Genomic DNA, 17,721 nt, shown 5'->3' on the forward strand with positions numbered 1-17,721 from the left:
GAGAATTCTGTCAGTACTGACGAGCTTTTGCAGGTCGCTGACAGAATTTTCAATTAGTTTATTTTAATGACAGAGTCATTATTTTTTGTTAATTTCGCCTTTTACGCCATCTTTATTTTCACGCAAATCGCCTTTTTCAAGCATATTTGCTAAAGCTTCTTGCCATGTTGGAATGACAAAACCTGTCGCTTTTGCTTTTTCAAGACTCATTGTTGAATTAAATGGACGTTTTGCTTTTGCCGGGAATTTGCTTGAATCCACAGGTTTAACAAGCACATCTGTGTCTTTCAAGATTTCTTTGGCAAAATCAAACCAAGTCACATCTTCACCAGGCGCAGCATCGTTTGTTAGATGATAAAAACCAAAATCAGCTTTTTCATTAACCAAATAAACCATAAATTCAGCAAGCGTACGTGTCCAAGTTGGTCTGCCGTGTTGATCATTAACAACAGTTAATTCTGGAAAACGTGTCGCCAAGTTTTGCATTGTGAAGACAAAGTTTGGACCATAAGAACCAAAAACCCAAGCAGTACGGATGATGTAATGTTTTACACCAGAAGCCACAACTGCTTCTTCACCAAGATGTTTCGTCCGTCCATATTCAGATTCAGGAGCTTTTGGTGCATCAACCGGCCACTCTTGGCCAATTGGCAAAGTTCCGCCAAAAACATAGTCAGTTGAAATATAAACGAGTGTTGCCCCAACACGTGCTGCCGCTTCGGCTACATTTTTAGTTCCATCAACATTGATTTTTTCATCAAGTTCACGACCTTCGTCTTCAGCTTTATCAACAGCTGTATAAGCCGCACAATGATAGACAAGTTCAGGTTTATTTTCATCAAAGAATTTATCAACAGCGACGCCGTCAGTAATATCGAGTTCTCTAGCATCTGTTGCTGTATAAGCTATGCCACGTTCATCAAGTAAATGACGCAACTCTGTTCCAAGTTGTCCATTTCCACCTGTTATTAAAATCATTTGTTCTCCAATCTTTAATTTTTCTACTGAGAGATTTGTCATTTAAAATGTTAAATCCTAGTGCGGTTGATTATTATGGCAAACTGCTTCTATAGCATAACCATCAGGGTCATAAATAAAAGCCGCATAATAATTTTCATGAAAATATTTGTGATAGCCAGGCCTGCCATATCCTTTAGCACCAAGCTTTATGGCCGCTTCGTTAAAATCATCTACTTCTTGATTAAATTTGGCTTGGAAAGCTAAATGAAAAGAGAAAGGTTGTCCTTCATAAATTGCAAAATCACCAAAAGGATCTGTTGAAATACTGTCCGAAAAATTTGCTGATTTTTCGGAGCGATGATGAAGTTTATAACCCAAAGGAGCAAGCACAGATTCATAAAATTGAATAGAACGTTCAAGGTCTTTAACAGCAAAACCACCAATATGATTAATCATATTTCCACACTTTCCCGCACTTATTTACTGATAGAGGTTATTTCTGTTTAGAATTATATGCAATCGTAAAATTTGCCACTCCTACCACTATCAAGCACAGCGCAATAAATTTATTTCTCGCAAAGAGCTCAATGATAGCAACTATAAACATCACAATTCCTAAAACAACATTTAGCAGCTGAGTATTTTTCATCAGAAAATACCTTTCTATACTCACAAGCTTTGCAAACAAAGCCTGTCAAATTTGACAGAAAAATTATTTATCCAAAACTTTTTGTGTTTCAGCATATTTTGCTTCAACAGCTTCTTTTTCAGCTTTCCACCAGTTTTCGTTTTCACGATACCAGTCGATTGTCGCTTGTAAACCAGATTCAAAGTCAGTATGTTTTGGAGCCCAACCAAGTTCTGTACGTAATTTACTATTATCAATCGCATAACGAAGGTCATGTCCAGCACGGTCAGTCACACGATCGTAGTCGTCTTTATCTTTGCCCATACGAGTCAAAATATCTTCAAGAACTTCTTTGTTATTTTTTTCACCGTCTGCACCGATAAGATAAGTTTCACCCATACGACCTTTAGTCAAAATTGTCCAAACACCTGATGAATGGTCTTCTGTATGAATCCAGTCACGAACGTTTTTACCATCACCGTAAAGTTTTGGTTTGATTCCTGAAAGAATATTAGTAATTTGACGAGGAATAAATTTTTCGATGTGTTGGAAAGGTCCGTAGTTATTTGAGCAGTTTGAAATTGTTGCTTTAAGCCCAAATGAACGGACCCAAGCACGAACAATCAAATCAGAAGCCGCTTTAGTTGAAGAGTAAGGGCTTGATGGATTGTAAGGTGTTTTGTCAGTAAATTTTTCACCTTCACCTTCGCCATGACCTGGCAAATCTTCACGATAAGGCAAATCACCATAAACTTCATCAGTAGAAACATGGTGGAAACGTAAATCGTATTTACGGGCCGCTTGAATCAACGTATAAGTTCCGATAAAGTTTGTTTGGATAAATTCATCTTGAGATTTCAAAGAATTATCATTATGGCTTTCAGCTGCATAGTGAACAATTGCGTCTGCTTTAGAAGCTACTTGATCAACAATTTCAGGGTCTGCAATGTCGCCAACAACAAGTTCGACACGTCTACTGTCAAATAACATGTTAATGTTATTAACATTTCCTGCATAAGTTAATTTATCCAAAACTGTGATATGCACGTCTGGATGATTGTTATAAACATAGTGTACAAAGTTTGAGCCGATAAATCCTGCTCCACCTGTCACAACGATATTTTTAAATTCAGTCATGTTTTTTCCTTTTTTGATTATTTATTAGTAAATCTTGAAAATTAATCCACTCGATACTCTCTGACAAATTTTGCTTTTGGCACAGCTTTTAAATATTTTCCATTGAAGACCAAATAATCGCCAATAGGGACTGTCATTTTGAGTAAACCACCGACATTTTTTACTGACAGCGATTTATCATTCCAAGAAAAGCCCCCGTCAGTAAATGCCTGATTGGCCCAGCTCGGTCTGTCAGTATTTTTTTCAACTTGCCAAAATTCTAAACGTTTTTTAGTTCGTAAATGTAAAGCAAACATTAGAGTTCATCAGCCTTCAAAGCTTTTACATCTTTTAATAATGGATGATTTTTATCAGCTTCAGAAACTTCAGCATTTTCAACATCTTCCCACTTAATTCCCAAAGTTGGGTCAGCATAATTCACAAAAGCGTATTTAGGTTTAAGTTCAAGTGCCCAGTAATCATTAACCAAATAGCTGTAAGAAACGGTATCAGACAATACTTGGAACCCATTAGCAACACCGCGCGGAACAAAAATCCCTTTACTGGCATCAATTACGGTTTGATAAACATTTCCGAAAGTCTCACCTTCACGCAAATCCACCCAAGATCCAAGAACAGATCCACCATCGGCCACCGAAATGTATTTGTCCCAAGGTTCAGCGTGAAGTCCACGCAAAACATTTTTACGAGAAAAACTTACATTGTTTTGTAATTTTTCTTCGGCAAAAAAGCTTTTTGGAAAGCCAAGTGGCATCATTTTTTCTTTTTGGAAATTTTCTTTAAACCATCCACGATTATCACCATGAACTGGGATATCAAATTCTAACATTCCAGGAATTTGGCTGATTTCTCGTGCAGCCAATGTTTTTTCAAAAAAATTATCAGTCATATTTTTCTTTCTAATCACTATTTTCAAAGTTTATTCAAGAACAACGCTAACTTCATTCAGTCACTTATCTTTTTTCGCTTTTGCATTGACGTGTGATTTTTGAATGTGTTCGAGCGTTAGGTTATTAGGTACATCTGGATGATGTTTTCGACAAAGAACATAAAGTCCATCAGCTGTGCGATGAAGTCCAATTCGATGATAACCTGGTGCATGACATTTTAGTCTTCGCCAAACAACAGCAAAGACACCAAAAAGTGGCAAACAGCTGAAAAATCCGCCCCACCACGCTGACCAACCTGCGTCAGTCACACCAGTAAACCACAAAAACCATTCCCAAATATTTTTTAGCATTGATTGTCCTTCTTGTACTTTGACAACTTTACTTTAATAATGACTTTTTAGTCTTTTCCAATCAAACGAAGCAAGTATTGACCATACTCATTTTTCTTAAGCGGTTGAGCCAATTTAAGAACATCGTCAGCTGTAATATAACCCATACGATAAGCAATTTCTTCCAAGTTTGCCACTTGCATATTTTGCATCCGTTGAACTGTTTCAATATATTGTGCGGCTTCAAGGAGAGATTCATGTGTTCCAGTATCTAACCAAGCAAAACCACGGCCCATTAATTCAACTGATAAATCGCCACGTTCAAGATAAGCTTTATTTACGTCAGTAATTTCAAGCTCTCCACGAGGTGAAGGTTCAATGTTTTTGGCAATTTCAATAACATCATTATCGTAGAAGTATAAACCAGTTACTGCATAATTTGATTTAGGTTCTTCTGGTTTTTCTTCAATAGAAACAGCATTCATGTTTTCATCAAATTCAACGACACCAAAACGTTCTGGATCAGGAACATGATAACCAAAAACAGTGGCTCCGTTTTCTTTTGCAGCTGCATTTTGGAGCATTTTAGACATTCCAGGTCCGTGATAAATATTATCACCCAAAATAAGCGCAACTGAATCATCGCCAATAAATTCTTCACCAATAATAAAGGCTTGAGCCAATCCATCTGGTGATGGTTGTACCGCATATTGCAGATTAATCCCAAACTCAGAACCGTCTTGAAGTAACTCTTTAAAACGTGGGGTATCTGTTGGTGTCGAGATAATCAAAATGTCTTTAATCCCAGCCAACATCAAAGTTGACAATGGGTAATAAATCATTGGTTTATCGTAAATAGGCATCAATTGTTTTGATGCAGCACGTGTGAGTGGGTAAAGTCGTGTTCCAGACCCTCCTGCTAAAATAATCCCTTTCATCAAAGGACCTCCATAATCATAATTAATCAATATACATTATAACACAAAATGTTTCTCAATACACAACCCTCTGTGGTCATTTTGGGGATAAAAGGTTGATAAATAGGCATTTCTGACACTATTTTACAACACTAATGAAAAGATTCTACCTATATAAATAAAAAAATCTCTAAAATTAGAGACTTCCTTTTTTATCTTCTTGGTTGAGCAACCAAAGCAGATTGAATGTTAAATTGACGTTTCAAGAGCCAACGAACTCCAAAGGATATAATACCAACAATAACTAAAGCAATTGCAGGAAGTTGCAAATTAACTGATGTTGGCAAAAGGCCAGAGAAGATAGTTACCGCAATCCAAAGGAGAACTGACAGAGTGGTTGCTGCAAAACCTTTCCAATTCCAAGTTCTACGACTGTTATCCGCTTTAGGACGATAAAAGTAACGATACATCATATACATTACCAAACCAGCAACTGCCGCTGACAAGATTGTTGTAATCAAGCCATAAACCGGAGCTTTAGAAGTGATAAGTGCGGTTACTCCATTTAAAAGAGAAATAAATCCTAAAAAGAGTAGGCTACTATCAAGCCACATCAAAACTGGATTTTCATTTTTTTCACTGACAGGTCTGTCAGCAACTTTTGGTTGATATTGAGCAACAAATTCAGTTGGCGCTCCCAACAATTTACGAGCAATAATTCCTGATTTTTGACCTTCAATAATTTGCGGAAGAATGTCATTCAAGATTTCTTTAACTTCTTCATCTGATTTCCCAACTAAAATCAGTTGTTTCGTTACCGAATGAATGTATTCTTTATTTTTTGCAGTAAGTTCTTCGATTAAATTTTCCATAATCTCATTTTATCAGAAAGCGTGAAAAAAAACAGCCAAAAATAGTCAAAAGCTTGATTTTTTTATTTGAAAAATGTTATAATCAACAAGTATGTTGTTTTTAAGCACATAAAAATCTAATGGGAGGTAAATATCATGTCTAAAGAATGTTATTTTACTGGTCGTAAGACTGTTTCAAGTAACAACCGTTCACACGCGATGAATCAAACTAAACGTGTAGTTAAACCAAATCTTCAAAAAGTTACAATTCTTGAAAACGGTGAACTCAAAACTGTATGGGCTTCAGCTAAAGCTTTGAAGAAATTGCCAGCAGGCGTAGAACGCGTATAATTTTTGTTTTTTGCAAAACACAAAAATATCCTGTCATCTGACGGGGTTTTTTATTTTATAAAAGTATGATAAAATGAGTAATGATATTTAAATAATATGGAGGAAAGTACCGTTTGTCAGTCAATTTTTCTTTATTTACAAAAATTTGTAAATTATTGACGACGGTACAGCTATGAAAATGAGTGTTACTATCAACAACCAACACGGGAATGTCGATATTGCTACCGAAGTCATTGCAACGGTTGTGGGTGCATCTACAACTGAAATTTTCGGCGTAGTCGGCATGACCAGTAAATCTGCTGTTAAAGATAATGTTCGCAGTGTTTTGCGTCAAGAAAACTATTCTAAAGGAGTTGTCGTTACAACTGCTGACAACGAAACTTCTATCGATGTTTATGTTGTCATTTCTTATGGTGTAAAAATTAGCGAAGTTGCAAAAAATATTCAAGAACGTGTTCGTTTCAATCTCGAAAATCAACTTGGCATCACAGCCAGTAGCGTAAACGTATATGTACAAAATGTGAAGGTGGTTGAAGATTAGTGTCAAATATTAATGCAAGTAAATTTCAAGAAATGGTTCAAGCAGCGGCAAGCCGTTTGAACGAACAAGCCGAATATGTTAACTCGCTTAATGTTTTCCCTGTTCCCGATGGAGATACAGGAACAAACATGGGCATGACCATTACAAATGGGGCAAAAGATGTTGCTTCTAAACCAGCTGATACTGTTGGTCAAGTGGCTCAAATTCTTTCAAAAGGTCTTCTTATGGGAGCTCGTGGAAATTCTGGTGTTATTTTAAGCCAACTTTTCCGTGGTTTCGCTCAATATGTTAAAGATTACGAAGAAATTGATGGAATCCATCTTGCAGCTGCACTTCAAAATGGGGTTGAAGTAGCCTATAAGGCAGTTATGAAACCTGTTGAGGGAACAATTTTAACTGTTTCTCGTGGTGCTGCTGAGTTAGCAAAACGAAAAACTGACGAAACTGATGATGCTGTTAAAATTATGGAAGCAGCACTTGAAGGAGCTAAAAAAGCACTTGCCATGACTCCTGATATGCTCCCAGTTCTTAAAGAAGTTGGAGTTGTTGACTCTGGTGGTCAAGGTTTGGTTTATATCTATGAAGGCTTTTTAATGGCGCTTAATGGTGAATTCGTACCAGAAACACCTGTTGCCGAACTTGGCGCAATGGACCGTATGGTTAATGTTGAACACGAAAGTGTTGCCAATGCTTCAACAGCGGACATCAAATTTGGTTATTGTACAGAAATCATGGTTGAACTCGGTAAAGGTCCAACTTCTCGTGAAAGTTACGACCACGATAACTTCCAAGCTTATCTTGCAGGAATTGGGAATTCACTTCTTGTTGTTGATGATGAGGAAGTCGTTAAAGTCCACGTTCATACAGAAGATCCTGGTTTAGTTATGCAAGAAGGACTTAAATATGGACGTCTTGTAAAAGTTAAAGTTGACAATATGCGCCTGCAAAATGAAGGAGTCGCTGAAAAAGAAGCAAAATCAACAAATGTTTCAACTTCTACTTCTAAAAAAGACTGGGGCTTAATTGCTATTGCTGCTGGTGAAGGTTTAGCTGATATTTTCCGTGAAATGGGTGTTAATCATGTTGTTTCTGGTGGTCAAACAATGAATCCTTCGACAGAAGATATTTTGACTGCTATTGAAGCTGTTAACGCAGAAAAAGTAATTATCTTACCAAACAACAAGAATATCTTTATGGCTGCAAAATCTGCTGCTGAAGTTGCTGAAATTCCTGTTGAAGTGATTGAATCTGCCACTGTTCCTCAAGGATTTACAGCACTCTTGAGCTTTGACCCTACACGTTCAATTGAAGAAAATAAAGCCGCTATGACTGATGCACTTCTTGACGTTAAATCTGGTTCAGTAACAACAGCCATTCGTGATACAAATGTCGATGGTATCGAAATTCATAAAAAAGATACACTTGGAATGTTGAATAACAAAATTGTTGTTTCAACACGAAAAATGAATGATGCAATCTTTGCTGTCTTTGACCAAATGATTGATGAAGATAGTGAGATTGTGGCGATTTATATTGGTGAAGAAGGCAAAAAAGCCAATGCTGACAAAATTGCTAAAGAACTTGAGAAAAAATATCCTGAAATTGAAGTTGAAATCCACGAAGGAAAACAACCGGTTTACCCATATCTCTTCTCAGTTGAGTAAAATATAGAAATAAAAAAAATTCTGATGTTTAACATCAGAATTTTTCTTTTGCTTTATAAAAAGTTACTGACAGAAGCATTTTTCATCGATTAAAATTTCTGTCAGTAACTTTTTTATTGAGTGTATAGAATTATGAAAAGTATTTTACGTACTCTCCATAACCCTCTGCTTCTAATTGGCCAAAAGGAACGAAACGCAAAGCGGCAGAATTAATACAATAACGCAAGCCTCCCTTATCTAGGGGGCCGTCAGTAAAAACATGACCCAAATGACTGTCAGCATTACTAGAACGAACTTCTGTACGTTCCATAAATAGAGATTTATCTCGTTTTTCTTTGACAACTCCTTTATCAATCGGTTGTGTAAAGGCTGGCCAACCGCAGCCTGATTGATATTTATCTAAACTTGTAAATAGGGCTTCACCACTCACAACATCAACATACAATCCTTTTTCAAAGAAATCATCAAACTCATTAGCAAAAGGGGCCTCTGTCCCATTTTCTTGGGTAACACGATAAGCAAGTGGGCTTAATTTCTTTTTAAGTTCTTCTTTTTCCATCAGCAATTTTCCTTTCCTACATGTGACCATTGACTGTCAACCTTTTTGACACTAGTGTAAACTTGGTTGACAAAGGGCTTGACACCTTTACATTAGGTTACCAACAAGTACTTTTTGTCAAAAACAAGTCCTCATCTGATATGATTCATCCTATCAAAAATCGCTATTGATTTCCATTGAAAGTACTTAAAGATTTTAGGAATTCCATTTCTTAAATATTAAAAGTTACTGTTATTTTTCAGAAAATTCTTGTATCGTACTTTAAATTTTGATATAATCATAAATGTAAAACGTACTTGACATTTTCTGTAATCATTTGATTCCGGGAGGTAAAATGAAAACTCTTAACAATACCCATATTGGGCAAATTTATTATATTCATAAAATTATTGGGAAAAACCAAGCTAAACTGCGTGATTTAGGCATGATTTCCGATAAAAAAATAACACTAATTTCTACTGACGGTGAGAATGCAATTGTTAAAATTGATGAAACTCGCCTTGCTTTAAGTTCTGAATTCTTGGAGCAAATTTTTGTAAAAGAAGAACGTTCTAGCGAGGATATCATTGGTTTAGCTCACTTGCAAGTTGGCCAAACTGGTGTCGTTCGTATGATTGACGCAACGTCTGATATCAGACGCCGCTTGATGGACATGGGCATTACGCGAGGAACAAGTGTTCATCTGCAAAAATTAGCACCACTTGGCGACCCTCTTGAACTTAGGCTTCGAGGCTATTCTCTCTCTTTGAGAAAGACGGATGCTGAAAAAATCAAAGTCGTTCTTGAACGATAGTAAGCAAAATTGTTGACCTATTTTTATCATTATTTTTGTAAAGAAATTGTCCTAGAACACTTAACAAAGTCTAACGAAATTTAAGAAGAAATTTTAATAATATGAAAATAATTGCACTACTCGGAAACCCCAATAGTGGAAAAACGAGTATTTTTAATCAACTAACCGGATCAAATCAGCAAGTTGGTAATTGGCCGGGGGTCACTGTTGAAAAGAAATCTGGATTTTATCGAAAAGATAAAAGTATTTGTATCCAAGATTTGCCCGGTCTTTACTCTCTTTCTCCTTATTCACTTGATGAGCAAGTTGCCAGAGATTTTTTGACAAAAACACCTCCGGATGCCCTCATTAATATTGTGGATTCAACGAATTTAGAGCGTTCACTTTATTTGACTTTACAGCTGATGGAACTTGGAATCCCTATGGTTTTAGCGCTTAATATGAGCGACCTTTTGGCTGGTCAAGGAAAAAAAAATCGACATTGAAAAACTTTCTTATAGCCTTGGAATTCCTGTTGTTACAACCTCGGCCATTAAAAATAAAGGTTTAGATGAGGTTGTTAAAGTAGCACTTAAAAGTCATGAAAGTCAGCCTTTAGATTATGACCATCGACTTGAAGGGGCGCTCTCGGAAATTGGTAAAGCAACTGGTTTTACCAATCGTTTTGAACAAATAAAAGTTTTCGAAGGCGACAAACTTTTATTAGCTGGAGAAACAGATAAAGCGCTAAGTCAGCAAGTTCCTACTGACAATTCTCAAACTGGCTTATCAGCAAAACAACTGGCTGAAATTGAGGAAATTGTTTCTATCACCGAAAAATTAATGGCAGATGACCGTGAATCAATTATCGTTAATGAACGTTATGATTTAATTGGTCATATTGTTCAACTTTGCGTTACTCAGACTGAAACTGGTAAAATTAATCTGACAGATCGAATCGACCAGATTATTACCCATAAATGGTTGGGACTTCCTATTTTTGTTTTCGTCATGTGGTTGGTCTATTTTATTTCTATTCAAACTGTCGGAACAGCAGCGACCGATTGGCTCAATGATGTCTTCTTTGGTCAATGGCTTCCTGATTTAATTGCCAATGGAATGAATGCTTTAGCTGTTACTCCTTGGGTTCAAGATTTAGTTTTAAATGGTGTCGTTGCCGGAATTGGGGCAATTTTAGGTTTTGTTCCACAGATTTTTGTGCTCTTTTTACTTTTAGGAATTCTGGAAGATTCTGGATATATGGCTCGGGTAGCCTTTGTCATGGACCGAATTTTTAGACGATTTGGCCTTTCTGGTAAGTCTTTTATTCCCATGCTTATTGCTTCTGGCTGTGGCGTACCTGGAATTATGGCGACGAGAACGATTGAGCAAGAACGTGACCGAAAAATTACAATTATGGTCACAACTTTTATGCCTTGTTCTGCCAAACTCCCTATTATCGCATTAGTTTCTGGCGCTTTTTTCCCTCATGCTTCTTGGGTTGCTCCTAGTGCTTACTTTTTGGGAATGTCCATGATTATTCTCTCCGGTATTATTTTGAAAAAAACAAGGATGTTTTCTGGTGATACTTCGGCTTTCATCATGGAACTTCCTGCCTATCATTTACCTTATGCGATGACTGTTTTAAAATATGCTTTCGACCGTGCGTTTTCTTTCGTCAAGCGGGCTGGTACGATCATTTTCGCTATGAATGTTTTGATTTGGTTCACTTCAAATTATAATTGGACCTTGGCACATGTTGATGCAAGTCAATCCATTCTTGCTGATGTTGGTAAAATTGTTGCTGTTATCTTTGCTCCTCTTGGTTTTGGCGAGTGGCGTGCAACAGTCGCTACAATTACTGGACTAATTGCCAAAGAAACAATTGTCGGAACAATGGGTGTCCTGTTTGCTCATAATTCTTCTGACAGTCACCAACTCTGGTCTGCTGTTCAAGCCACTTATACTCCTCTTTCCGCTTATTCTCTCCTTGTTTTCAATCTGCTTTGCGCGCCATGTGTTGCTGCAATCTCAACAATTTATAAAGAAATGGGCGATGTTCGTTGGACTTTACGAGCGGTTGGTTTTCAAACTTTAGTTGCTTATAGCATGAGCTTCATTATTTATCAATTGGGTAGTTTGTTTAGCTCACAAAACTTTGATGTTTTTAGTTTATTAGCATTAATTGTATTGTCGGTTGGTTTATATTTCATTTTCAGAAAAGGGAAAGGTCTTAATTATGAACTTAGCTAGTATTGTCATTTTGGCTGTCATCCTCATTATTACTGGATTTGCCATTTTTAAAACTGTTCGTAGTAAAGGGGCTTGCGAAGACTGCAATGTTAACACTTGTCCGGTCAAGGGAGCGGCGGCTCTACCCGTTTCAGCTGAATCTCATTCAACTAAAAAAACAGATGTTAAACATGATTGTTGTAATTAAAAAAAGTTACTGACAGATTTATTATGGATAAATTTACTACCATAACAAGTCTGTCAGTATTTTTTTAAGCTTATTTTGAATATTTTAGAATACCGATAAATTTGTCAGTACTTTTTACTTAATAATCTTGATCTGCCTGTCACTTACCCTTTGTTTATAATTGACAAGAAGAAAATTTATAACTATAATCAAAATATAACTGAAACATTATGCAAAATCTGTCAAAGTTTTTTCACAAAGGCTCACTGACAACTATTTTTTAACTCAAGAAAGGTCTTCTATGAAAAAATACATCAGCGTCTTTAGTGTTTTCTTGGTCTGGCTTGCCTACTTACTGGCACTCAATCCTATTCTCAAGGCTCTTGGTCTTATCAATTGGTTACGCAGCCTCGGACATTTTGCTTCACTAACCTCTATTATTATTCAAGAAATTCCAATTATCATCATCTTACTGCTACTCAATCATTTTTTCTGGCATCAAAAATTGTTATTTAAAGGATATAACTGGAAAAAAGCATTAGGAATGCTCATTCTTCCTTTAGTCATGTTTTTGGTAGGTTTAGTTCTTGCAATAGGAAAACATGCCCCCGCTTCGTATATTTTTCTAGCCATTGGAGCTACTTTATTAATTGGTTTTGCTGAAGAACTCTCTTTTAGAGGTTTGATTTTTGGTATTTTAGTTAAAAATTCTAAAGATAAGATTATTGTTCCTTTATTTATTTCAAGTATACTATTTGGACTCATGCATTTGGTCAATATTCGTAATCAACCTTTAGGAAATACTATCATTCAAGTTCTTGGAGTTATGGCTTTTGGACTTTTCGCAGCTGTGGTTTACATGAAAACAAGCAATTTGATTTTTGCGATTGTGGTACATGCCATGAATGATTTCATGGCAATCATGGCCAGTTCGGGTAGTTTATCTTCACAACAAACCAACCCTCTGACAATTCTCTACGAATGGTTTATTTTTGGTACACTCGCTTTCGCATTATTTTACACGGGTTGGACTCAAAGAGAAAAATTCATTGCCGCCATTCAAGAACGTAGTCCACAACTTACGGCCCGTAAGTTACCTACTCTTGCTCAAAGTTCAACTTTCCGTAGAATTTTTGCCCTAGTTTCAATGATTTATGGCATTTTGATTTTACCAACGATGCTCCTTTTTTCAAAAATATCTACTAGTGCTGGCAGTCGGGCAGAAATTGCAAATAAAGCATTACCTATTTATCTTTTATTTCTTCTAGGAATCGCCCTATATATCTTTTTAATTGTTTTCTTTGATTTCCACTTAGGAAATCTTTGCTGGTTATTACTTCCTTATATCGGTGGTCCAGTCTTTGCTTTAATCGCTCTGGTTAATGGTGCAAGACCACTAACTGAAAAAACAAATCAATCTAAAACAATCAATAATAAAACTCCAAATTAATTCATTTGGAGTTTTTCTTTTTTAAAATTTAATTAAACTAACAAAGAATAGTAGGACTTGTACAAGTTGAAAAACCATTAAGATTTTAACTGATGAAATAAATGTTTCTTTTTTTACTTGTTTTTGCAAATATGGTCGAGCAAATTTTATCATCAATGGTGCAATTAACAGAATTAAAAGCATAATTGGAGAAAGTAATCCTAAAATTACTGCAACAACAATGGCAACAAAAGCCAAAATTAAAGCTGTAGTCCACCAAATAAGTGCTGCCTTTTTCCCAATATAATGCACGATTGTGTAGCGGTGATTGGCTTCATCTTCTTCTAAATCGCAGGTGTTATTGGCTAACATCAGATTTGCAATCAATAATGTATTAGGTAAAGCAATCAAGAAAGTTGTTGCCAGATTCGCAAATGACCAAACAAAATTCTGAGAACTATTGATATAAAGGCAAATCAGAAAAATGACATAACCCATTGTCAAACCTGATAAAAGTTCCCCAAGTGGAAGTGATGAGAGTGGTTTTGGCCCGCCAGCATAGAAAACTCCAACAGCATAGCAGAGTAGTCCCAACCAAAAGACTGCCCAACCAGTCATTAAAGCGACAATAATTCCTAAAATCAGACTACCAAAAAAGAAAAAGGCCAATAAACTTTTGATGAGTCCCATTGATAAGTTCTCGCGTCCGATAATATTTGTATTTTTTTGATAATCATCTGTATCTACTGCTTTATGATAATCATTATAGTTGTCCCAAATATCAACAAAACAGTTGAACATAAACATTGCCACAAAATAAATGGCAAGTGCTGACAAATTGACTGACTGATAATGATAAAGCGAGTAAGCAAGCCCTAGTAAAAATGGAAAAATTGAAGCAGTTTTAGCTTTCAATTCAATTAGTTCAGCAAATATTTTAAAATTCATTATTTCCTCTTTTTATTTATCAATTCGTCTATAAAAACTATTTCTTATTTTATCACATTTTAAATCAAAACTTTTAAAATCAAACTAGAGAAATACTAGCTTTAAAAGCTTTATCTCAAAAGTTACTGACAGAAATTTTGAGATAAAAAAGTTAATGACAGAAAAATTTTCTAATAGCTGTCAGTACAATTTTCTATGAAAAAGCCTGTCAGTGACAGGTTTTCAATAATTTCTTTCCAATAAAATTTGTGTTGCTTCTTCTAAAATCTGCCGATTTGTCGACTCTGGTAATTTCCGAATTTCATTCAAAGCCAGTTCTGTTAATCTTCCAGCAACAAGGAGCGCTCCTGCTATCCCACCTGATTCTGTCACTAATTCTGCTAAATCTAAACATTCTTGTCTTGACAAATTTTCTGGCGCTTCTAAATAAGGAGCAATCGCTTCATCATTTACTTCACGAGCCAAGAGTAAAGGTAATGTATAAATCCCTTGACGGAAATCTGTCAAAATAGGTTTATCAGCTTCATCAAGTCCTACTGTAAAATTTAAAATGTCATCATAAACTTGAAAAGCAAGACCAATTGCTCGACCAATTTTACGGGCAGAATGTTGTAATTTTTTATCCCCACCAGCAAAATAAACGCCTTCTAAACAGCTAAGACTCAGTAATTCAGCTGTTTTTCCACTAATTGCTTTCATATAGCGTCTCGCTGTATTATTTTTGTCAAAAGCAGATTGCATTTGAGTCAATTCACCCTGAAGAATTTTTTTCATTGATTGAGCATTTTTAGCGACAAAACTTGTCCCATTCATGGTTTCAATCAATAATTCAAAATAAACAGTATAAACAAAATCTCCAGCATAAACAGCTACATCTTTGCCAAATTGTGACTCTATTGACGGTAAACCACGTCTTAAAGGAGAGTCGTCGATAATATCATCGTGAATCAATGTTGCTGAATGAAGCATCTCTAATGATGCAGCGATTTTAATGAGCTTCTCTTCATCTTTAGAGCCATTAGGGACAATCCCAGCGAACAGCAAAAAAAGCGCAGGACGAACCATTTTCCCGCCACGTGATGCAAATTTCTCTAGTGCTGCTTCTATCTCTTGATTATTAATTTTTAAACGCTCAATCATGAGCGCTTGAACATCCTTTAATTTATTCTGAATTTCGGGATAATCCTGCCAAAATGTGAGCAATGTTTTTTCTCTTTCCTCTCGATAATTCATTCATTTCTTTTGATAATGACTTATCAAATATCTTACTCCATTTTAGCAAAATAGACCCAATGTTGCGAACATAATGGCTTTTTTTCATAAGTAAAAAGAAGTTCAGATGAACTCCTTTTTTTATCGAATTTCCATAATTTGACTTTGAGGTAGGCGGTAACTTGGTTTTCCTTTGTCTTCTGAATTTCCAAGCGGAATAATTAGTTCTGGGCGATAACGTTTTTCAACTTCTAAAAGTTCATTCACTTTTTGAGTTCGATTAAAGCCCATGATGATGTTGCTTTCATAACCGTAATTTTTAATAGCCAAAACAAGATTCATTGTAACCAAACCAATATTGATAGAAAGATAATTACTTTCATGAAGTTCTTCAAATCCTTCATACATTTGTGGATAACGACTATTGAAGCGCAGAAGTTGTTCATCGTCCAACTCTCCAGCTCCTAATCTAGCAATATCACGAGAACGTTCAACTAAATCTGTATCGCTAAAGAGGACGATGACTGCACCAGCTTGTTTGATTTGTTCGTGATTGCCAGGATCAACTTCAGAAAGTAATGCTTCCCGTTTTTCTTCTGATTCTACAATGACAAAATGCCAACTTTGAATATTGTGGGCAGAAGGAGCTAAACTTGCTGCAGAAATAATTTGTTTAACATCCACTGTGGGAATTTTTTTACCGTCAAAGTTTTTTACTTTGTGTCGTGATTTATTGAGCTTTACGTAATCCATGATACTCCTCTATTCCTCTTATGAGATGTAGCTGAATAGTTTCTCTGAAATTGTTTGCATCAATTTCTAAGTCTAGTAGAGCAGACACCCGTTTTTTCTTTGTTTATATTTTAGCAAATTTTTGTCACTTTTGCATAGCATATTTATTCATTATATTTATTTTTTTTATTAAATATAGGTTATTTCCGAAATATTTTACTGACAAAAGTGGAAATAAAAAAACTGCCTGGTCAGCAGTTTTTATATTAGGCTAATTTGGCCTTATTTTTCTTAATTTGTTTTGAACGTAATTGTCCACAAGCTGCATCAATATCTGTTCCATGTTCTTGACGAACGACACAGTTAATGCCATTTTTCTTCAAAACATCATAAAATTTTGCCGTATTATCTTTTGTTGAACGTTCATATTTAATATGTTCTGCAACTGGATTGTATGGAATCAAGTTAACATAAGACAATTTATTTCTAGGTTTTATCAAGTCAGCCAATTGTTGAGCAATTTCTGGGCTGTCATTTTCACCAGAAAGCATAATATATTCGTAAGTCACACGTCGATTGGTTGTTTCTGTGTAATAGTCAATCGCTTCAAAAAGTTTTTCAAGTGGTGCGTTACGAGTAATACGCATCAATGAAGTACGCAACTCATTATTTGGAGCATGAAGTGAAATTGCTAAATTAATTTGTAGATTTTCATGCGCAAATTCTTTAATTTTTGCTGGCATAAATCCACAAGTTGAAACTGTGATGTGACGGGCTCCAATTGCCAGTCCATTATCATCATTAATGACACGCAAGAAGTTCATTAGATGTTCGTAATTATCAAAAGGTTCACCAATTCCCATAACTACCACGTGTGAAACACGTTCATCTAAACCACGTTCATCAAAGTATTTTTGAACGAGCATGATTTGGCTGACAATTTCCCCAGCAGTCACATCACGTTCTTTTTTCAAAATCCCAGAAGCACAGAAAGTACAACCCATATTACAACCTACTTGAGTTGTAACACAAACAGACAAACCATAAGATTGACGCATCAAAACTGTTTCAATCATCATCTTGTCAGGAAGCATAAATAGATATTTCACTGTTCCGTCAGCAGATTCTTGAACAACAACTTGTTCTAATGTATTCAAAATAAAATGCTCATTAAGTTTATCAATAAAAGCAGCTGATAAATTGCTCATTTCTTCAAAAGATTGAACACGTTTACGGTAAAGCCAATCCCAAACCTGAGTTGCTCGGAATTTCTTTTCTCCATTTTCAATTGCCCATTCAATTAATTGGTCACGTGTCAATCCATAAATTGAAGGACGCGTTTCTGTTATTATATTCTCTGTCATTATTTTCCTTAAGTATCT

Annotated in this window: 19 protein-coding genes and 1 pseudogene; 7 read left to right on the plus strand and 13 right to left on the minus strand. The window is 35.7% G+C overall.

Translation table 11 applies throughout. The features are described from left to right. Nucleotides 1-78: 78 nt before the first annotated feature. From rfbD to MHB61_RS07855, 8 genes are all read right to left on the minus strand, one after another. Nucleotides 79-978: a dTDP-4-dehydrorhamnose reductase gene (rfbD, locus tag MHB61_RS07820; protein ID WP_014570355.1), complete on the minus strand. Its 900-nt coding sequence runs from the start codon at nucleotides 976-978 to the stop codon at nucleotides 79-81. A 57-nt stretch (nucleotides 979-1,035) separates the two neighbouring features. Further along, nucleotides 1,036-1,416, minus strand: a complete 381-nt coding sequence (locus tag MHB61_RS07825) for a VOC family protein (protein WP_003129783.1) — start codon at nucleotides 1,414-1,416, stop codon at nucleotides 1,036-1,038. Nucleotides 1,417-1,672: 256 nt separating this feature from the next. Further along, entirely contained in the window at nucleotides 1,673-2,725 is a 1,053-nt protein-coding gene (gene rfbB / locus MHB61_RS07830) for a dTDP-glucose 4,6-dehydratase (protein WP_058221440.1), read from the minus strand. Nucleotides 2,726-2,766: 41 nt separating this feature from the next. Continuing rightward, entirely contained in the window at nucleotides 2,767-3,021 is a 255-nt protein-coding gene (locus MHB61_RS07835; RefSeq protein ID WP_003129781.1) for a hypothetical protein, read from the minus strand. Further along, on the minus strand, nucleotides 3,021-3,614 hold the full coding sequence (locus tag MHB61_RS07840) for a dTDP-4-dehydrorhamnose 3,5-epimerase family protein (RefSeq protein ID WP_137016413.1): 594 nt from the start codon (nucleotides 3,612-3,614) through the stop codon (nucleotides 3,021-3,023). Before MHB61_RS07840 ends, MHB61_RS07835 begins: the two co-directional genes overlap by 1 nt. 60 nt (nucleotides 3,615-3,674) lie before the next feature. Continuing rightward, nucleotides 3,675-3,965, minus strand: a complete 291-nt coding sequence (locus MHB61_RS07845; RefSeq protein ID WP_137016415.1) for a hypothetical protein — start codon at nucleotides 3,963-3,965, stop codon at nucleotides 3,675-3,677. A 47-nt stretch (nucleotides 3,966-4,012) separates the two neighbouring features. Next, a complete protein-coding gene (gene rfbA / locus MHB61_RS07850) occupies nucleotides 4,013-4,882 on the minus strand; it encodes a glucose-1-phosphate thymidylyltransferase RfbA (RefSeq protein WP_014570352.1) in 870 nt (289 codons plus the stop codon). 191 nt (nucleotides 4,883-5,073) lie between these two features. Further along, nucleotides 5,074-5,733, minus strand: coding sequence for a DUF1129 domain-containing protein (locus MHB61_RS07855; RefSeq protein ID WP_003129777.1), 660 nt, complete (start codon nucleotides 5,731-5,733; stop codon nucleotides 5,074-5,076). A gap of 135 nt (nucleotides 5,734-5,868) precedes the next feature. Here MHB61_RS07855 and rpmB point away from each other — a divergent pair, with 135 nt between their 5' ends. From rpmB to MHB61_RS07870, 3 genes are all read left to right on the plus strand, one after another. Then, nucleotides 5,869-6,063 (plus strand): 50S ribosomal protein L28, encoded by a 195-nt coding sequence (gene rpmB / locus MHB61_RS07860; protein ID WP_003129776.1) that lies wholly within the window; start codon nucleotides 5,869-5,871, stop codon nucleotides 6,061-6,063. 178 nt (nucleotides 6,064-6,241) lie between these two features. Then, complete coding sequence (locus MHB61_RS07865) at nucleotides 6,242-6,604, plus strand: Asp23/Gls24 family envelope stress response protein (RefSeq protein WP_025016601.1); 363 nt, start codon at nucleotides 6,242-6,244, stop codon at nucleotides 6,602-6,604. Continuing rightward, entirely contained in the window at nucleotides 6,604-8,268 is a 1,665-nt protein-coding gene (locus tag MHB61_RS07870) for a DAK2 domain-containing protein (protein WP_003129765.1), read from the plus strand. Before MHB61_RS07865 ends, MHB61_RS07870 begins: the two co-directional genes overlap by 1 nt. 130 nt (nucleotides 8,269-8,398) lie before the next feature. Here the strand turns inward: MHB61_RS07870 and msrB are convergent, their stop codons facing one another. Next, nucleotides 8,399-8,827, minus strand: coding sequence for a peptide-methionine (R)-S-oxide reductase MsrB (msrB, locus tag MHB61_RS07875; protein WP_003129764.1), 429 nt, complete (start codon nucleotides 8,825-8,827; stop codon nucleotides 8,399-8,401). Nucleotides 8,828-9,161: 334 nt separating this feature from the next. Here msrB and MHB61_RS07880 point away from each other — a divergent pair, with 334 nt between their 5' ends. From MHB61_RS07880 to MHB61_RS07895, 4 genes and pseudogenes are all read left to right on the plus strand, one after another. Then, nucleotides 9,162-9,620 carry a ferrous iron transport protein A gene (locus MHB61_RS07880; protein WP_003129762.1) on the plus strand — a complete coding sequence of 153 codons (459 nt, stop codon included), beginning with the start codon at nucleotides 9,162-9,164 and terminating at the stop codon, nucleotides 9,618-9,620. A 101-nt stretch (nucleotides 9,621-9,721) separates the two neighbouring features. Beyond that, a pseudogene (gene feoB, locus MHB61_RS07885) lies at nucleotides 9,722-11,852 on the plus strand (ferrous iron transport protein B). Next, complete coding sequence (locus tag MHB61_RS07890) at nucleotides 11,839-12,039, plus strand: hypothetical protein (RefSeq protein WP_003129760.1); 201 nt, start codon at nucleotides 11,839-11,841, stop codon at nucleotides 12,037-12,039. Before feoB ends, MHB61_RS07890 begins: the two are co-directional and overlap by 14 nt. 280 nt (nucleotides 12,040-12,319) lie before the next feature. Then, complete coding sequence (locus MHB61_RS07895) at nucleotides 12,320-13,468, plus strand: CPBP family intramembrane glutamic endopeptidase (RefSeq protein WP_003129759.1); 1,149 nt, start codon at nucleotides 12,320-12,322, stop codon at nucleotides 13,466-13,468. A gap of 21 nt (nucleotides 13,469-13,489) precedes the next feature. Here MHB61_RS07895 and MHB61_RS07900 read toward each other — a convergent pair whose 3' ends face one another. The 4 genes from MHB61_RS07900 to rlmN all read right to left on the minus strand — a co-directional run bounded on the left by MHB61_RS07900 (nucleotide 13,490) and on the right by rlmN (nucleotide 17,703). Then, on the minus strand, nucleotides 13,490-14,395 hold the full coding sequence (locus MHB61_RS07900; RefSeq protein ID WP_003129757.1) for a prenyltransferase: 906 nt from the start codon (nucleotides 14,393-14,395) through the stop codon (nucleotides 13,490-13,492). Nucleotides 14,396-14,617: 222 nt separating this feature from the next. Next, nucleotides 14,618-15,598, minus strand: coding sequence for a polyprenyl synthetase family protein (locus MHB61_RS07905; RefSeq protein ID WP_014570351.1), 981 nt, complete (start codon nucleotides 15,596-15,598; stop codon nucleotides 14,618-14,620). A 150-nt stretch (nucleotides 15,599-15,748) separates the two neighbouring features. After that, on the minus strand, nucleotides 15,749-16,360 hold the full coding sequence (locus tag MHB61_RS07910; protein ID WP_003129755.1) for a nitroreductase family protein: 612 nt from the start codon (nucleotides 16,358-16,360) through the stop codon (nucleotides 15,749-15,751). Between the two features lie 245 nt (nucleotides 16,361-16,605). Continuing rightward, nucleotides 16,606-17,703 (minus strand): 23S rRNA (adenine(2503)-C(2))-methyltransferase RlmN, encoded by a 1,098-nt coding sequence (rlmN, locus tag MHB61_RS07915; protein ID WP_003129754.1) that lies wholly within the window; start codon nucleotides 17,701-17,703, stop codon nucleotides 16,606-16,608. Between the last annotated feature and the right edge of the window lie 18 nt (nucleotides 17,704-17,721).

It is taken from the genome of Lactococcus sp. FSL K6-0773 (assembly GCF_038006485.1).
In the GTDB taxonomy this organism is placed as follows: Bacteria; Bacillota; Bacilli; order Lactobacillales; family Streptococcaceae; genus Lactococcus; species Lactococcus lactis.

What these genes read in the sequence shown, in the direction of transcription:
- msrB (WP_003129764.1), bottom strand. Translation starts at nt 8,827, where the DNA reads ATGGAAAAAGAAGAACTTAAAAAGAAATTAAGCCCACTTGCTTATCGT.
- MHB61_RS07880 (WP_003129762.1), top strand. Translation starts at nt 9,162, where the DNA reads ATGAAAACTCTTAACAATACCCATATTGGGCAAATTTATTATATTCAT.
- MHB61_RS07910 (WP_003129755.1), bottom strand. Translation starts at nt 16,360, where the DNA reads ATGGATTACGTAAAGCTCAATAAATCACGACACAAAGTAAAAAACTTT.
- MHB61_RS07900 (WP_003129757.1), bottom strand. Translation starts at nt 14,395, where the DNA reads ATGAATTTTAAAATATTTGCTGAACTAATTGAATTGAAAGCTAAAACT.
- MHB61_RS07895 (WP_003129759.1), top strand. Translation starts at nt 12,320, where the DNA reads ATGAAAAAATACATCAGCGTCTTTAGTGTTTTCTTGGTCTGGCTTGCC.
- MHB61_RS07840 (WP_137016413.1), bottom strand. Translation starts at nt 3,614, where the DNA reads ATGACTGATAATTTTTTTGAAAAAACATTGGCTGCACGAGAAATCAGC.
- MHB61_RS07855 (WP_003129777.1), bottom strand. Translation starts at nt 5,733, where the DNA reads ATGGAAAATTTAATCGAAGAACTTACTGCAAAAAATAAAGAATACATT.
- MHB61_RS07825 (WP_003129783.1), bottom strand. Translation starts at nt 1,416, where the DNA reads ATGATTAATCATATTGGTGGTTTTGCTGTTAAAGACCTTGAACGTTCT.
- rfbA (WP_014570352.1), bottom strand. Translation starts at nt 4,882, where the DNA reads ATGAAAGGGATTATTTTAGCAGGAGGGTCTGGAACACGACTTTACCCA.
- MHB61_RS07865 (WP_025016601.1), top strand. Translation starts at nt 6,242, where the DNA reads ATGAGTGTTACTATCAACAACCAACACGGGAATGTCGATATTGCTACC.
- MHB61_RS07835 (WP_003129781.1), bottom strand. Translation starts at nt 3,021, where the DNA reads ATGTTTGCTTTACATTTACGAACTAAAAAACGTTTAGAATTTTGGCAA.
- rpmB (WP_003129776.1), top strand. Translation starts at nt 5,869, where the DNA reads ATGTCTAAAGAATGTTATTTTACTGGTCGTAAGACTGTTTCAAGTAAC.
- rfbD (WP_014570355.1), bottom strand. Translation starts at nt 978, where the DNA reads ATGATTTTAATAACAGGTGGAAATGGACAACTTGGAACAGAGTTGCGT.
- rlmN (WP_003129754.1), bottom strand. Translation starts at nt 17,703, where the DNA reads ATGACAGAGAATATAATAACAGAAACGCGTCCTTCAATTTATGGATTG.
- MHB61_RS07845 (WP_137016415.1), bottom strand. Translation starts at nt 3,965, where the DNA reads ATGCTAAAAAATATTTGGGAATGGTTTTTGTGGTTTACTGGTGTGACT.
- rfbB (WP_058221440.1), bottom strand. Translation starts at nt 2,725, where the DNA reads ATGACTGAATTTAAAAATATCGTTGTGACAGGTGGAGCAGGATTTATC.
- MHB61_RS07890 (WP_003129760.1), top strand. Translation starts at nt 11,839, where the DNA reads ATGAACTTAGCTAGTATTGTCATTTTGGCTGTCATCCTCATTATTACT.